Origin of the sequence: Flammeovirga sp. OC4, assembly GCF_000812565.1 — a bacterium.
Taxonomy (GTDB): Bacteria; Bacteroidota; Bacteroidia; order Cytophagales; family Flammeovirgaceae; genus Flammeovirga.
Map to the genome: position 1 here is coordinate 61,852 of NZ_JTAM01000030.1, position 18,303 is coordinate 80,154.

The following is an 18,303-nucleotide window of genomic DNA, read 5'->3' on the forward strand; positions in this document are numbered from 1 at the left end:
ATCTTACCAATTTGTGCCTTTTTTAATACGCCGTAAACTTAGTTTATACAATGTGTTTCTCTTACTAATAAGTACTCCCCATTTCCCTTAGAAACTCGTTGTATTGCATATCAAATTTCTCATCGTAGATGGATTCATACTCATCTTTGAACTTATTGAAAATATCTTTGGCTACGCTATGCATACCTTGTGAAGAAAGCAGCTGACATTTGATCAATGTGGCTTCTTCATGGATATGGTCATATTGTAAAATAGTGTCGCTTATCTTTAGTTTTTCCTGATTGGAAAGTTTCACTTCTGAGGAAGTCAGATAACCGTATAAAGTTTCAATTAAATGATTGACAATTTCCGCCTTCATTTCTTCCATCCATTCATAATCCGTTCCTAAAAGCAGTTTACCTGTATCCAAAATTTCAAGAATACTCATCAGGTTTTCTTTGGTCTGCGGACTTTCAAGAAGGTCTTTCAAATCAAAGAACGGAATGTGAACGTCATCACCGATTTCCAGCTTCCAGAAATCTGCATCTTTCAGAAACTTCACTTCTCCAATTGTTTTACAAAGTCTACGTAGCTTGGTAAGGTTCACGCCTCGGTTATTCCTCGCTTTACTCAGAGGCATATCGTACCAAAACAGGTTGATCATTTTATCGGCTGAAACTCCTCGCCCATTGATGTATTGTGATATGGTAATCAATATAAAGAGTTGTTTGATCAGCGGAGTAAATTCATTGGAAATATCTTTGCCTTCACTGTCAAAAATTCTAAAGCCTCCAAAGAAATTGATCGTTGACTTTTTCACTTTCACCACTTTCACTACCTCCGGCTTTTTCACTTCAACTACAGGAATAGCTTCTTCTACTTTTTCTTTCTCTTTATTTGCGGCTGGAGGTGTAATTGTAGGCTTAACTTCTTCGGTACTAACGGTAGGCTCTACTTCGACGGATTGTTTTTTCGTTCTCTTCCAGATCACAACTCCCCCAACTACAAGAATTAATGCTACTACAATAAGCAGTAACTCCCATGGCGTCTCCTCTGATGAGTCAGCTGTAACTTCCTCGACTTCAGGAATATAAAAACCACCCATTAGATTTAAAGAATAAACCTTAAACTGTGACTCTTTCCCTACTTTTTCGATTAAGATCACATGAAGTTTTTTGTACTTGGTATCAAACTGAAGATCCACCACTACTTTAGTATCATTAAACTGAAAAGGAATAACTTTTGGGAAAGCCTTCATTTTTCCAGACTTTAAATCATAATTTCTAAGCGTTAGTTCATTGACGAATTTATGGTTGTCAAATGTCAATGCAAACAGTTCTTGATTTTGGGTATCCACTACAACTGATCTCGAAGAAACATAGGAATTGGGAGGCGTTTCCCATGTCAATATTTTCTTTAATTCATTTGTATTTTCATTGAAATCATAAAGGTCGTAGAAGTTTTGTGGATTGATAATCTGTTGTCCGGTCACACTTCCATAACCCCCCAAAAGATAAACATGTCCTTTCCCCGCTTTACCTACTCCTGTATAATATCTTGGAGTGATCACATCTCCATTTATTTCAATAGGTGTAAATACTTTTTTATTAAAATTATATTTGACAAACTTATTACTAAACTCATGGTTTCCATACCCTCCAAAAATGAACATATTAGCACCGTTATCTGAAATCCACTGAGCATGATGCGTAGCCGTTTTACTAATTGGATAATCAATGTTCTCTTTTTGGACTACTTTAGTAATGAGATCATAAGTGTACACAACATCTTTTTTAAGGTTATAAATGATGAGTTTATTTCCTTTTTTAATCATTCTGGTTCTAACATCAGGTTTCAAATCAAGAGTGAGATCACCCAATCGTACCGTTTCTCCTGATTGAAAATTTCTTTTGTAAAGCACATTATCTTGTACATATAACAAAGCAGAATGTTCTTTCAAATAACAATATAAGCCTCCTTGAATTTTTTCTGCCATGGTTAATTCCCAATTAGAGTGCGTGGCTTTGATCCAAATAGGATGAATTACTTTACCATCAAAAGAAGGATCTGTTTTACAATGTGCTATGTTGCCTTCTTTTTCATCTAACGGCCATTCATATGTGTGGTGGTCCGCCTTAATACGAAGGTTTTTCATAATCATAGGCGGTACATCATGTACTTTAAAATACGGATTGTAGTTGGCCCCAAAGTAAAATTTCAGACCTTTTATGGGTGGAATTTCACCTTTAAATTTGTAATCGTAGGTTCTGTCGTTTAGGCTTAAAGCAATTAAATTATTTTTTAGGTCTATTTTCAGCTTCAACTTCCTCCATTTGTTCATGGCATTTCTGCGATCTTCAAAGTTGAACTTAATGGGCGTCAATTGATGATCATAGATGATACTAAAATCATTAAAACGATCCGATTTGTAGTTATAAACAATATCTAGGTTACGGTGATTATCATCAATCATTCTTAGGATATACCCGAAGTAGTGCTTAGGGGAACGATTGAAATATACATCAACGGTCAATTCCAATTCATCATTTACATTTAACTTTTTCCCATCCATCAACTTTAAACCTGTACGTTGGTCCATTTGAGTTTCGTGACTACCAAATTGTAAACCTATGGGTTGGGCAAATGTAGATTGAAATGAGATGATAAAAAGCAATAGTAAAGAGAATAAAGATTTTCTCATAACTCGTAATCAGCTTAATAAGTACAAAGACAAACATCATTTCGTACTAATTCCAATTAGTATTTTTCAACAAAAAAGAATTAATGATCAATTCTATTTTAACTTAATACTTTGATAAAAAAATAAGTAATAAATCCATTGGTCAGTATAACTTCCTTTCAACAAAAAAATAGTTCAGATTTAATTCCTTCATAAAATGTACTGACTCAATAACGGCTTCTTCAAATATAACCTAAATTTCATAATATTTGCTAACCTGCATTGCCTTTCATGTAAGAAAAATAAAGGTAATGCAGGTTTTAAGTACTAAAACAAGATATCATGCACTATGGCTAAAGTTATGAGTAGGTAATGTTTACTTCACCAATACAGAAGTTGCTTACATAACTAACCTTCAAGACTTCATACTTTGTAAAATAAGTTTTCATTATTTATGGAATTCCTTTTCATGAAGGATAAATGGTTGTGTATGATGGTTCGCGAGGACGTTGCAATGCAACGTCCCTACAGAACTACACTTTAGAAGGTAGTGATGAAATTCTTAACGCTTTTCCCTTCAAGGCAGGGGAGAGTACTACCAAACTAAAATGGTAGAAAGTTCACTGGCGCGAATGTTAAGCGAGAGCGTCATTCGTGTCCTACAGATCATCAGAAATCTCCCGATTTCTAAACACTATAAATATTCAAAAACTTCGTTTACTAGATATTTAATCTTGATAAAATTGGATTATCACCTGCCCATAATTTTAACTATGGTACACGTTTTAACGACTACCTTTGCAATGCGGCTTTCGAATTCAAATACTTATTCAATAACTTTTGATCGATTTCTGACCCATCTTTGTATTGTACCCTCAAAGCTGCAAGATCTTCCTTCAATGTCTTAATTGTATCAGCATATTTCGGGTCGTCATATACGTTATTTAATTCCATTGGATCATTTTTTCTATCGTATAATTCCCACTCGTCCACATCATAGTAGAAGTGAATTAATTTGTACTCTTTTGTGATAATCGCATAATGTCTCTTTACCATATGAATAGAAGGGTATTCATAATAATGGTAATAGACAGCATCTCTATCCCACGCAGCACCATTGTCAGTAAGTAAAGGCATAAGACTTTCTCCTTGCATATCTGTAGGCACTTGGATACCCGCTGCTTCCAAGAAGGTTTGAGCAAAATCGAGGTTTTGTACCATTTCCTCATTCGTAATTCCTGGCTTGATTTCATTGGGCCAACGCATTAAAAGTGGTGTTTTGAAAGACTCATTGTAAGCAAAACGTTTATCAAACCAACCGTGTTCTCCTAAATAGAAACCTTGATCTGAAGTATAAACGACTAATGTATTTTCTGCTAAACCTGTCTCGTCTAAATAATCTAGTACACGACCTACGTTTTCATCTACCGACTCAATCGTTCCAAGGTAATCTTGCATATAACGTTGGTATCTCCACTTCATCAACGCTTCTCGGTCCATAGAGGCATATTTCTTTGCAAACTCTTCATTGATGGGTCCATAACTTGCATCCCATGCTTTCTTTTGTTCCTCAGTCATACGACTTCTCTCTTTTTTGAAAGCGTCGTAATCCCAGTGAGAACCTTGTGGTATACCCAACTTTTCCATTGTTTCAGGATAAAGTTTTGAATCTCCTGCCCAGTTCATATGATCCAAAATGTTCATCTCAGCAGTATGTGCCGCTGTACCTCTACCTTTGTAATCATCGAATAACGTCTCTGGCTCAGGGAACGTTTTCTTTGTATACTCTTTATAATGTCTTTCAGCCGGCAACCATTCTCTATGTGGTGCTTTGTGTAAGTACATCAACATAAAAGGCTTATCCTCTTTTCGTTCGTTCTTTAACCAATTCAAAGTCAGATCAGTTGTAATGTCCGTTACGTAACCTGGGTACGTTACTTTTCCTTTCTTTTTGGTAATAAAAGTAGGGTTATAATAATGGCCTTGTCCTGGTAAAATTTGGTACTCATCAAAACCTTTCGGACCATTTCCAAAGTGCAGTTTACCAAACATCGCCGTTTGATACCCTGCCTCTTGCATAATTTGAGGGAAAGTGACATTAGTGGTATCAAATGGAAAGTAATTATCTGTTTTTCCGTTGATGTGAGAGTGTTTACCTGTCAATATCACTGCTCTTGAAGGTGCACAAATAGAGTTAGTTACACAAGCATTGTCAAAGCGAATACCTTCATTGGCAATACGGTCAATGTTGGGTGTCTTGATCAATTTATCTGAATATGCACTGATGGCTTGGTAAGCATGATCATCTGACATAATGAAAAGTATGTTCGGTCTTTTCTTTTCGGCTTGTTCCTGTTTTTGCGTTACCTGATTGGCACAACTAATACCGATAAAAGTGAAAAGTAATAATGCAATATTTTGGTATTTCATCTCTTTTAAAATTTTTTTTAGAATTGGAATTAGGCTGTTTTTTTATTAATAAGTACTAGGAAGATGTTTCGCGCACCATAGTTAAAACTATGGGCAGGTGATACAACAACCTAACCAAGACAAAGTCTTGAAGGTTGAAAACGGAGTCAACACTTCAGTATTGTCGGAGTCAGTATCACCAGCCCATGACTTCAGTCATGGTGCACGATATTTTGTCCCTTTTCTTCTTCCCTAGCACATATCTCTTTTACATAAAAATATTCTCAAGAACAGGCTCATCGGTCATTGTCACTTCCAATGTTTTGCCTTCTATAATATCACTATGGTCAATAAATGGTTTCTTCAAATCTACACCATCCAAAGTGATTTTCTTGATATATTTATTCTCAATGCTATTATTAATTGTTTTTACAGTAAATGTTTTACCATTTTCCAATTGAATACTCACATCATCAAAAATCGGACGACCAATCGCATAGGTTGTTTCACTTGGACAAACTGGATAAAAACCAATACTGCTTAAGATATACCAAGCTGACATTTGACCACAATCTTCATTACCAATAATACCTTCTGGAGTGGCAGAGTAATGATTTTGTAAAAGATAATCCGCCATATATTGCGTTTTGTGAGGTACATTAATGTAGTTGTACATATAAGCAATATGGTGACTTGGCTCGTTGCCGTGTGCATATTGACCTACCATACCCGTTATATCTGCACTTGCATGCTCGCCTGACAATTGTGAACTTGTTGTAAATAAAGAATCCAATTTCTCTTCAAAATGAGAAGGTCCTCCCAACAGGGTCTTCAAACCATCAACATCATGTGGTACAAACCAGCTCCATTGATAAGCATTCCCTTCTGTATAGTCGTCTTTTCTATGCTGACTGAACCTTGGATCAAAAGGCTCTCTCCATCCCCCTGTACTTAATTTTCCTCTCATAAAGCCTGTCTCTGTATCAAAATACTGAGTGTATCTTTTTGATCGTTCCATATACTTCTTATGAATGTCCATTTTCCCTAACTCCTTCGCCATTACAGCAATGCAGTAGTCATTGTAAGCATATTCCAAGGCTTTTGAAACCGATTCATTTTCTTTATCTGCAGGAATATAACCTAAGGTTTGATTATAGTATTTCCCCATGGGCATCATCTTCTCTTTTACCACTGGATCATAATGTACAAATTTCTTTTCTTCATTGTACTTACTAGCTTCCAACATGGCTTGGAAAGCTTTTTCAACATCAAAATCTCTAGCTCCCTTCATGTATGCATCTACAATGACAGGGATGGAATGATAACCAATCATGGTTCCGGTATAATTCCCCATCAGCTCCCATTTCGGAAGTAACCCTCCTTCATCATATTTCTTCAATAGTGAACGAATATAGCCTTCATTTTGTGTAGGTTGAATGATTGTCATCAAAGGGTGAAATGCTCTGAAAGTATCCCACAAAGAGAAGACAGTATACGCTGTATTTTGTTCGTCTTTCTTAATTTTCTGATCGATGGTTCTGTATCTTCCATCTACGTCAGAAAAAGTCATAGGAGCAATGAAGGCATGGTACATAGATGAATAGAAAATTTTCATATGTTCCTCATCTTTACCATTTGCATCAATCAATGCTATTTTATCTGACCACTGTCCTTCTGCCTCCGTTTTCACTTGATTGAAATCCCAATGATCTACCTCTTTCTCTAAGTTATTTTTAGCACCAATAATATCTACACTACTGATTCCAACTTTTACTTTTACTTGCTCCGCCTCTTCAGTTTCAAACTGCAAAACCACCTTGCCATGTTTTCCTGAGTAATGCTTTCCTTCTACTGTTTTCTGGTCACCATAAATCGTATGTTTGAATGGTTTATTGAATTTAGCATAGAAAAAAACATGTTGCTTTCTCGCCCAACCTTTCGAACTTTTCACCCCAACAATCTCCGTATCACTCAATACTTCAATGGTATTTTCAAGAATCTTATTATTGGCAATTCCTGTTGTAAGGTCTAAAATCATCCCTGCCTGCTCTGTTTCAGGGTAAGTATATTGATGAAAACCGACTCTTGTAGAAGCCGTTAATTCAGCCTTGATATTATAATCTTTTAGGTTTACAGAATAATACCCTGGAGTGGCTGTCTCGCTATTATGATCAAAACGAGAACGGTATCCCTCATCTGGGTTTTCTGAAGAGCCGTAACTTGTCTTTGGTTCACCTGTAAAAGGCATGATCAACACATCGCCCAAATCTCCAATACCCGTTCCTGAAAGGTGCGTATGTGAAAAACCTATGATCGATGAATCCGAATGATGATAGCCTCCACAAGCATCCCATCCGATAAATCGTGTATCTGGACTCAATTGCACCATACCATTAGGTGTAGTCGCTCCAGGAAACGTATGACCATGATAACCTGTCCCTACAAACGGATCTACATAAGAGAGTTTATCCGAAAGCTCTTGTTGCTTATCTCCTGTATCGTACTTTTTACAGCCAATAAGGAGCATGGCAATTACTAAATAATTTGTGAATTTCATTATTGTATCTGTGTATTGGAAGCAGGCCTGTCGTCACTTTGCAGACCTGCTCGCTTAAAAAATTTTTAATTGACTTTAGTTTGCTGTCTTAGAATATCTAAAGTAGACGTTCCATAACTTTCAGCCGGCTCCAATTGAGTATCATCCTCCCAATCATTGAAAGAGTTGACGATCATCAATCTTGATGCACCAATGTTCTTTTTGGCTACATTCAACACATCTTTAAACCTTTGCTCATCCCTTACATGTCTGTAAGAAGTACTTTCTGGCTTCGCTATCAGAGGGTTGAAGGAAGGCGCTACTGTTGGTACCCATTCCACACCGCCAACACTGTTCATATAATACTCTTTGCTGTAGTCCCAGTGTAAATCAAGGTACTGTGGAAAAGAAGAATATCGGTCGTAATAGTTGTCATTGAACATGGTAGTGAAAGATACAGCATCTAAAGCATTTTCATAAAACATCTCAAAACGTGCCGGTGGTACCCATCCGTTTCCTTGTTCACCGAGTAAATAGAGTTCGTAACCTTCAGCACTCATGGCTTCTCTGATCTGACGGTACACTTCCTGTAAGTCATTACAATGAAAATTGTGTGCTCCAATAATACTTACAAAATATTTATCGTCGATTTTCTGATAATTAGGATCTTCAAAGAAAGGAATCATACCTTTAAAAATAGTGATCAGATCTTCCACTCTTCCTTGATCTTCTAACGTATTATCCGCTTCCAAATCAAAGGGACCTACATTTAGACGAAGTGAGAATTTCATAGTCCCTTCGGCGTTATTCGCTTGAAAAGCTTCTATCATAGAAATATCTTGGGAGTTGCCTGCTTCTCTGAAACTAAACATGAAAAAATCTACACCACCTGCAGCCCCCCATTCGACATGCTGCTTCATCGCTTCTGCATTTCCAATTTCATATTCTCCGGCCAAAGGCACTTCTTCTTGATTATAACCCCATTTATTGGCTAGGTATAAAGCCCCTACCAAATAATCTTGTGTCACTGGAATTTCCTGTATTTCAGCACTTATTGGATGTTCTTCTATTGTTTCATTCTCAGGCTCGCATGATAAGGCAAAGAAGGCCATCAAGCAGATCATTGTTATTTTTAATCTATTTTTCATCTCATTCGATCTTTTAGAATTCATCAATAATTTTAAAATCAACTCCTGCAGCTTCGTACTCTTCAAGGGTAGTACCGTAATAGTATTTCACTACATCTTGATTCATGATCGGCTGTAAACTTCCCCAATCTTTATAGCTTTTCGGTACCGACAGCTTCAATCTTGTATTTAAGAAATCCGAACCTTCTAAATACGCTACACCTTGGTTATATCCATTGGTATTTAATCTTGCTTCTTTGAAGGGATACATAATACGTTCTGGCATATTAGTGGCCTGTCCGACTCCATTTTGATCTGAGTTGAAATGAGGTGGTATATCAAAAATATCTCTTGTTCTTCTGATAAGACACCAACCATCAAACCCTTGGAAAAAGCCTGCAATCCAACGTTGAACAATGACTTGCTGAATAGGGCCATGTGAGATTTGGGCTTTTACAATGCTTCTGTAATCTCTTACGCCTTCAGAAGTTGTTCCCCACTTCACGCCGTCATTTTCTAAATAAGCATTTACTTTTTCAGTGATATCATGTTGTGCAAAAGAGGCTCTAATTCCTTCGTTATAATAAGCTTCCGCTGATCCAGCTCCACCCCAGTGTAATAGTTTTGCTTCTGCTTTTAAGAAACAAGCTTCGGCATACCCTATGATTGTTGCTTCATAATCTTGAGCGTAATAACGCTCTGCAATATCAGAATAGCTATCATCACCTAAACCACTGTAAGGGTTTTGTTGGTCGGTCAATCCCCAATTATCGTGAGGAGTAGTTGACTTTGGCTTACTTACATATGGAGCAGCATATTCAATCACTACTTTACCGTTTTCTTTATTGGTTAAAGTATCTCTGATGATATAATCCAATTTTGGTTTTTCAGCATACACTTCTATTCTTGGGTCTTTCAAGTCTCTAAGTTGTGTATGAAAAACGTGCCCGAAACGTTGTAATTGACTGCTACTATTTTGATGTCTGAACTCACGGTAGAAGTAGTTCCAGTTTTCCTCCAACGTACCCCATGCGGCAGTCACGGCTTCAGATTCACTACCAATGATATCCGCTTCTCTTTCCATTGCCAAACGACCGTAATCTGTAATGTTAGTTCCCATATTTTGATAACGGATCGCTAATTTCAATGACAACGTATTGGCAAATTTTTTCCACTTTTCTTTATCACCTTGAAAGATCGGTTCATCCATGGTATCCACTGCTGTATCCATAGCTACATAAGTATCCGAAAGAGTTTTAAGAATATCTTCCAATACTTGTTCTTCACTATCAAATCCGATTGTCAAACGCTGTTGCCATGCTTCTGAATAAGGCATTGGCCCCCAAGTTCCTAAAATCACTGAAGACAGATAACACTTCCATATTTTAGCCATTCCAACCTGATTGGTGTATTTTTCATTATCTCCATACGTATCAATGATGGACTGTAAATCCATGATCAAGTTGGTATAAAAATCTTCCCACCAGCCTGACCCCAACGGATCTGAAAACCAATACGTATTGTAAGGTCCTCCACCAGCAGAAGTATAATGAGAATACTGCAGATACATTTTGTTGGCAGGATCACCTTTTACCAAGTCCAATGATTTTTTAACCACACCTGGAAATAAGACGTTAGGTGTTGCCGTTTCAAACTCGTGAGGATTTACATTCAGTTCCTCAAAATCCTGCGTACAACCCAATGACCCCCATAGAATTGCACTTGTAATAATGATATTGATATATTTCTTTAACATGCTCTTCTAATTAAAATGATACTCTAAAATCAAAACCTAATGATGATGTAGGCGGCAATGAACCATTTTCAATACCCTGCCCGTTGCCTGAATAAGAAGTAGCTTCAGGATCTAAACCATGCGGTGTATTTTGATAGATAATCCATAAGTTTCTACCTACTACAGAGATCTTTGCAGTTTGAAGACCTATTTTCCTGATCAACTTTCTAGGAATGTTATAGCCAATGGCTACCTGTCTTAATTTGACATAAGTTGCATCATAAGTATTAAATTCTTTAGCATTAGAAGTTCCCGTTTGGAAGAAGTTTTGAGGCGAAATATAGGTTGTATTCTTACCTACTACTTCCCATTCTCCCGTTTCAGGGTTTTGAACTGCCTCATAAGCATCTAACAAAATACCTTTGTTTCTCTCACTATCACCGTATTCGTTGTCATATAATCCATCTCCATTTCTTTCACTGGCATTTTCTCCCAACACAATACTACTAAACCAGTAGTCATCTCTACCTTCCACTGTATTGGCAGTATTTCCCCATGTTTCTGCTTTCGATCTTGATACACTATAAAGGTCACCTCCCATTTTTATATCAATCAAGAAGCTAATATCAAAATTCTTAATGCTGAAAGAGTTGTTGACAGAGGCTAACCAATCGGGTTGTGCGTTACCTAATACCTGATTTGGATTGGCAATTGGAATACCATCTGAGCTCACCAATTTTCTACCTTCATCATCCGTCAACCATTTTTCACCTCTAATCACTCCAAACGGTTGGCCTACTTCAGCACTAATTGCTACTGTAGAATAACCTCGGTATTCTATTCGATCGAGTTCGGCACCTGTCAGCGGATCACTGAACAATGAGTTGACCATCGAATTATTTTTCGACCAGTTCATTAGCATATTCCATTGGAAATTGTTGGTTTGAACTGGCGTTACTCCTAATGTAAGTTCTATACCTCGGTTTTGAATTTCTCCTGCATTAATCATTTTTGTTTGATAACCTGCCCCACTTGGCAAGTCAATTCGAATGATCTGATCGTAAGTTCTATTATCATAATAAGTGGCATCCAAGCTGATTCTATTCTGGAAGAATTTTAATTCTGCTCCTACTTCCCATGAATTGGTCGTTTCAGGTTTTAAGTCCGGATTTCTCAACATCGATTGATTCGAGACCCAAGCATAACCATTATAATTTCCACCATAACTGAAGGTATTATTCAACTCATTGAATCCTGTATCGTTACCCACTTGAGCAATTGATCCTCTAATCTTACCAAATGACAATACATCATCTGACATGCCCGGTAGGTTAGTGAATACAAAGGAAGTACCCACGCTAGGATAGAAGTAAGAATTGTTTTTGGCTGGCAAGGCTGAACTCCAGTCATTTCTTGCCGAAAGGTCTAAATAAAGAATGTTATTATACCCTACTGAGGCCGTTGCAAAAACAGAGTTAATACGCTTGTTGTCTACACCTTGCGTTACAACTGGAAGTGTGGCGGCATTGGATGCACTCGCTACTTCTGGAACGATTAAACTATTGATTACTGTTTCATCAAAATTGATGCTTTTATCAAATCTACTTGCTCCTGCCGTAGCGAATATATCAAACTTTCCTGCTGTCTTTTTATAATTGATAAACCCTTCGTAGTTCCATACTTGGGTATTTCTATTGAACATTGAATACCTTCCATCAGGATCTAAAGCCGAACCCATATTGCTAAATGAATAACCATTTCTCATTCTGATATCTCCACCCACTCTCACTCTCACATCAAGGTCTTTGCTAATTTTTGATTTTAAGGTCATCATTGGAATAAAACGTTCCTGCGTGTCCTCGTTTTTATTTTCATTGAGTGACCAGTACGGGTTGAAGAAATCTTCCACTTGCCCCACTTCTGTTCCATCCTCATTTTTCCATGGCGAAAGCTCTTCCAACTTCACATTTCTGTGCATATAAATAAAAGAGTTGTAAGGGTTCTTATCACTACCGTTCTTTTGCATACGGTTAGTCGTTTGCTCAGACATGTAGGTTACCTTTACATCTGCCTCCAAGAATTTCTTAAATTGACGAGTGGTTCTCACGTTGAAAGTATTTCTAACTTGTAGGTTAGAGCCTTCCAAAATATCAGTCGCATCCATATTGGTATAGGAGATATAAAGCGATCCCTTCTCTCCTTTCTTTTGTAATACCAAACTGTTGGTGATGTTTCTACCTCTTGTGAAAAAGTCTTTGATATTGTTGGGCTGAGCATCATACGTTCCCACTTCTCCATTATAACTCAACACCTCTTGTCCGACCATCGGTGCACCCCAAGATCTTCTGAAGTTATATAAATCAGGTAAGCCCGTCACGGGGTTAAAGTGGTTTTGAGAAGATCCTACTCTTGTATTACTTCCTGCTCCATATACATTTTGAAAGTCGGGGAATTGCGTAATTTCTCTGATCTGATAATTCAAACCGTATGAAACACCCCATCGGTTTCCTTTTGCAGAACTCTTTTTTGTTGTGATCATGATCACACCATTAGCGGCTCTTGAACCATAAAGTGCAGCGGCATTCGCTCCCTTTAAAACCTGCACGTCTGCGATGTCTTCAGGATTAATAAAACTGATGCCTCCACCGTAATCCAAGTTTTCGGATTCACCCGAAAGTGACACCCCTGTATCACCGCCTTCACTGTCAATTGGCACACCGTCCACTACGTATAAAGGTTGGTTATCTTTGGTCAAAGAAGTTGCACCACGAATCACCACTCTGCTTGTACCTGTAGGCGAATCCGCTCCAGTGATCTGTACACCTGCCACTCTACCCGCTAAGCCCGTAATAAAATCCGCTTGCTTTACTTCAGTGAGTGACTCTCCCTCTACGCCTTGAGTAGCATAGCTCAAACTCTCCTTTTCACGGCTGATGCCTAATGCTGTCACCACCACTTCTTTTAAGTGCTCTACTTCTGTTTCGAGTGCAACATCAAGCGTTACCTGATTGGCAACGATCACTTCTTTGGAAATCATACCGATATAAGAGAATACCAATACATCTCCTTCATCAACATTGATGGAGTATCTTCCGTCCATATCCGTGATAGTACCAAAAGTGGTTCCTTTTACCCGAACGTTTACACCAGGAAGTGTTATATCATCATCTATAGACAATACCTTTCCGGATATTTTTCTTTGTTCTCCCTGAGCCATTACAATAGTGGAAGAACATATTGCAATAAGTAGTAAATAAAGTAACTTTCGTTTCATTCTTCTCTACGCTAGTTCGTTAATATTCATTTCATCAGTCTGCTGCCTAATAAGATTTCCGAGAAAAAAATTATTATCATTTTCTGATATTCAAGTTTAGGAGGCAGTCATTAATTTTTTCTGATTAATGCATTAATTGTGGCTTAATTGCCGTTTTTGAGCGTCAAATAAACGTTTTGTTAATAAAAAAAGATCTTAATGAATCAGATTCTGAAAAATTGAAATGTTCAAAAAAATAAAAAGTCTTTTTCATTTCCCTTTGAATTAAGCCCTATTAAGAGAGTGTTAATTAATTTTTAGGCCATGCCCGTAGGTTTGTGACACAAGTACTAAGCGATTATTGATCACAAACTATGAGGAAATGAATATGACAAATCAGTTATTAAAAATATTACTTCTAATTACATTAATCAAACCATATGTAAGTTTTGGTGGGGATGGTGACAGAAAAAACAAGAAAACGAATCTTTTGTTCATCATTACTGACCAACAACGGTTTGATGCCATTGGTAAAGCCAAGGTATTTCCCTTCTTAAAAACACCTACTCTTGATAAGCTTGCCAATGAAGGGGCTTATTTTACCAACGCCTATACGCCTTGTGCTGTATGTGCACCGGCAAGAACCAGCATTCTAACGGGACAAACAGTAGAAAATCATGGTGTTCGTAAAAATGAATACGCCTATAACAATCCTAATGAAGGGGCCTATTGTGAGGTACCCTCTTTTGATCAGATATTAGTTCAGAATGGATATTATAGCGAATACTTAGGAAAGTATCATTCCCCAATACACCTTTCAGAGGGGTATTCGGAATTTTCTTATACTAAGAACAAAGGCAATGTCTATATGACTAAAAATAAAAGGGTCTATCAAGAAATGATGAAAGACTACAAAAACTCAAAAGGACAAAAAACTACAGATTATGATTTGGTGGATAAATACTTCAAAAACTTTTATACGCCCGACCCCATTGATATGCGCTATAAAAAAGGAGAGGATTACAGAAGGTCTCATTTTAGTAATGAACAAAGGAAACTAAAACTCACACAACCTGATGGTCATGGTCTTCTTCATCTTCCCAAAGATCTCAGTATAAGCAGTTACCAAACGTCTACACTACAAGCAGCTCTTAAAAGAGCATCAAAACAAGAGAAGCCATTTAGTCTTACGTTGGCGTACTTCTATGTGCATGCACCAATGCTCCCTACTGAACCTTGGTACAGTATGTACAACCCTGCGGATATGCCAACACCGGCTAGTATTCATGATGAAATGAATAATGTCCCATACAAAAATGCCAATAACAGAAAATCAATGCCGGAATACAGTGATCCTGAAATGGTAAAATATATGGCGTCCAACTACTTCGGCCTAGTCTCTGAGATTGATTATTATCTAGAGAAAATCATGAGAGATCTTAAAAAATACGGCATGGACAAAAATACGTTAGTGATTTTTACAAGTGATCATGGTGAAATGTTAGGTGCACATGGAATGAGAGAAAAGAACGTCTTTTATGAAGAATCTGCACGTGTACCTCTAATTTTTTGGTACCCTGGAAAAATTCAACCTACTCAAATTGAAAGTCCAGTTTCTACACTTGACCTCTATGCCACCATACTGGATTACCTTGAAGTGGAAGGGGATCAAAGAAATAGTACTTCACTAAAACCTTTGGTGGAAGGTAATGCCTCCAGAAAATATGTGGTGCAAGAATGGGATTACCATGGACCTAAGCAGCCTAATTATATGGTAGTCAGTGATGATGGGTGGAAATTAATTACCACTTACGCAAAAGGCAAACCTGGTTTTGATGTCTTATTTAATCTAAAGGAAGATCCTCACGAAATGAACAACCTTATCGGTGAAAACCCTGAAGCGATGAAGTATAAAAATAAAGTGGAGGAATTGAAAGGGTATTTGGTGGAGTGGCTCACTAAAAATAATTCGAAAAGAACGGAAATTATAAAAGAGAGAAATATTCTCCCTGAAGTGAAATTGTAAAAATAATTAAGTTGTAAGCTAAGTTTTCGAATATTTATGATGTTTAGAAATCAGGAGATTTCTGCTGATCTGTAGGACACGAATGACGCTATCGCTTAACATTCGCGCCAGTGGACTTTCTACCCAATTCATTTGCTACTTCTCCCCTCGGCCTTGAAGGGAAAAGCGTCAAGAATTTCATGAAGTGAGCCGTTAATAATGATTTTACTGTTTGAGCACAGCGAGTTCAAAATCATTTAGGCAAAAGGAATGGAATTTAGCTTTTGACTTCTAAGCCTTGAGTTTTTTGCTTCGTTTTTGTTTCAAGACAAAATAAAGAAGAAGGAAGTTTGAAAGTAGATCCTATAAAATATAGTAGAAATATAGATTGAAAGTTATCGAGCACTTAGTTTACAATTTACTAATCAATAATTCTATGTGGAATAAACTAATACTTATCATCAGCTTAGCTATAAGCTACTCGGCTTCAAGCATCGCTCAAGATCAAAAACCGAACGTGATCCTCTTCTTTGCAGATGATTTCGGCTATGGTTCTACCAATGTCTACGGAGCACCAAAGTCTTTAATACAAACGCCCAACATCAATCAATTGGCTAAAGAGGGTATACATTTCACCAATGCATTTACCACAGGCTCTGTCTGTTCTCCTACAAGATACGGACTTCTCACTGGGGAATACTCGTGGCGAACTAGAATGAAAAAAGGAGTGGTCGGCCCTTCAGATCCATCGTTGATTGATGCAGATAAAAAGACATTACCTGACTATTTAAAATCACTTGGGTATACTACAGCGGTAGTAGGAAAGTGGCACTTAGGGTATAAAAAAGAAAAATTCAAGAACCTTCTGGGGGAAATAGAAATGGGTCCCAATGTACACGGATTTGATTACAGCTTCACTGTCCCCAATAATCTTGATGATGTCCATAAAATTTACATTGAAAATGATAAAATTTACGGGCTAAGATCTGATAAAATTTCTCCTTATGGAAGATCATTTTACGGAAAGCAATATGCCGGTTACGACGCTCCTCAAAGAGTAACGGAACAAGTAATGAATGACCTCACTCAAAAATCCATTGATTGGTTAGAAACCGTAGAAAAGGACCAACCCTTTTTCTTGTATTTTTCTTCTGTAGCGGTGCATCATCCTATTACACCTAGCCCAGAAATGAGAGGAAAAAGCGAAGCAGGTGCATATGGTGACTTCATCCAAGATATCGACCGTTGTTTAGGACTATTGATTCAATATTTAGAAGAGAAAGGTTTAAGGGAAAATACTATCATTCTCTTTACAAGTGATAACGGAGGTGATATCCCAAAGAAAAAACAGGTGATGCCTGAAAATTTTGCCATGAACAAGGGGCTAAAAATCAATGGCGACTACAGAGGCGACAAACACACGATTTGGGACGGTGGCTTCCGAGTACCTATGATTATCAATCATCCCAATAAAATCAAGAAAAACACTTCTTCAGACGCGATTGTCAGTACCGTAGATGTTTACGCTTTTTTATCTGATTACATCAGTAAAGGCAAAAATAAAACATTATCTGACGCAATCGATAGCTCAAGTTTTATGGATGTGATCAATAATAAGAAAAGTGCTTATGAAAGACCTCCTTTAATTCACCAAGATGCTAGAGGAAGAAAGGCTATCCGAATGGCTGAATGGAAATATATTGAGGCTAAAAACCCTAATTCCAAAAATAAAGACGATCATGCACAGCTCTACCATACTGCGAAAGATTTTGCGGAGAAGAAAAATGTGATTGGGGAGTATGAAGAGAAGGCGGAGGAATTGAGGGGGATGTTGGCTAATCAGGTTGAATAATAACAACCAAGACTATTCTTTATTGATACAGACCTGCTTTTTTAATGCTAGAAAAGCAGGTCTGTTTTTCAAAAAAATTAGGTTAAGATGGAGTGTTATAGAAAGAATTAATAGGTTATAAAAATTTACATAGTTTTACGTTGGAGGCTTATTTTAAATATTTGTCGTCGATGATAACATAAATAACAAAACTAATTGATCATCATAATTCAACGATATGATAAAGCACTAATTAACAGACTCTTAATAAAGTCGTCGTAGATAGACCTAAATCATACTAATAAAGGTCGACGACTTCTATTTTTATTTAATATTGAATTATCAGGGTATTTTGACTATTTTTGGCTAAATAGCGGGCAGAAGTCAATGGGGTTTACTCTGAACTATATTGAATTGAAATTTATCTACTATAACATCTTGTATATTATTCTGCTGAGTTTACTCTGAACTATATTGAATTGAAATTTGCTTTCAATGTCTTCAGAAAAACGAATCTGGGCTGTTTACTCTGAACTATATTGAATTGAAATTTATCTACTATAACATCTTGTATATTATTCTGCTGAGTTTACTCTGAACTATATTGAATTGAAATTTGCTTTCAATGTCTTCAGAAAAACGAATCTGGGCTGTTTACTCTGAACTATATTGAATTGAAATTATATGCCTATTCAATGTGATAGAAAAGGAAGGAAGTTTACTCTGAACTATATTGAATTGAAATATA

The 18,303-nt window shown here is 37.0% G+C and carries 8 protein-coding genes and 1 CRISPR repeat array (1 of these 9 only partly in view); of the genes, 2 read left to right on the plus strand and 6 right to left on the minus strand.

Going from position 1 to position 18,303, the window contains the following annotated elements; all coding sequences use genetic code 11:
* Positions 1-64 precede the first annotated feature (64 nt).
* The 6 genes from PL77_RS17130 to PL77_RS17155 form a co-directional block, all read right to left on the minus strand.
* Entirely contained in the window at positions 65-2,680 is a 2,616-nt protein-coding gene (locus PL77_RS17130) for a kelch repeat-containing protein (protein WP_044207935.1), read from the minus strand.
* A gap of 771 nt (positions 2,681-3,451) precedes the next feature.
* Positions 3,452-5,089, minus strand: a complete 1,638-nt coding sequence (locus PL77_RS17135) for a sulfatase (protein WP_044207937.1) — start codon at positions 5,087-5,089, stop codon at positions 3,452-3,454.
* A 247-nt stretch (positions 5,090-5,336) separates the two neighbouring features.
* Complete coding sequence (locus PL77_RS17140) at positions 5,337-7,625, minus strand: GH92 family glycosyl hydrolase (protein WP_044207939.1); 2,289 nt, start codon at positions 7,623-7,625, stop codon at positions 5,337-5,339.
* Positions 7,626-7,690: 65 nt separating this feature from the next.
* A complete protein-coding gene (locus PL77_RS17145; RefSeq protein ID WP_172665887.1) occupies positions 7,691-8,752 on the minus strand; it encodes a glycoside hydrolase family 99-like domain-containing protein in 1,062 nt (353 codons plus the stop codon).
* Between the two features lie 13 nt (positions 8,753-8,765).
* Positions 8,766-10,487, minus strand: a complete 1,722-nt coding sequence (locus tag PL77_RS17150) for a SusD/RagB family nutrient-binding outer membrane lipoprotein (RefSeq protein WP_044207943.1) — start codon at positions 10,485-10,487, stop codon at positions 8,766-8,768.
* Positions 10,488-10,497: 10 nt separating this feature from the next.
* A complete protein-coding gene (locus tag PL77_RS17155) occupies positions 10,498-13,740 on the minus strand; it encodes a SusC/RagA family TonB-linked outer membrane protein (RefSeq protein ID WP_044207945.1) in 3,243 nt (1,080 codons plus the stop codon).
* 361 nt (positions 13,741-14,101) lie between these two features.
* Here PL77_RS17155 and PL77_RS17160 point away from each other — a divergent pair, with 361 nt between their 5' ends.
* Positions 14,102-15,745 carry a sulfatase-like hydrolase/transferase gene (locus PL77_RS17160; protein ID WP_082026605.1) on the plus strand — a complete coding sequence of 548 codons (1,644 nt, stop codon included), beginning with the start codon at positions 14,102-14,104 and terminating at the stop codon, positions 15,743-15,745.
* A 415-nt stretch (positions 15,746-16,160) separates the two neighbouring features.
* The gene (locus PL77_RS17165; RefSeq protein ID WP_044207949.1) at positions 16,161-17,576 is read left to right on the plus strand and encodes an arylsulfatase; all 1,416 of its coding nucleotides are present in this window, start codon (positions 16,161-16,163) and stop codon (positions 17,574-17,576) included.
* A 371-nt stretch (positions 17,577-17,947) separates the two neighbouring features.
* Positions 17,948-18,303: direct repeats of the CRISPR family, unit length 29 nt; unit sequence GTTTACTCTGAACTATATTGAATTGAAAT (it continues 452 nt past the right edge of the window).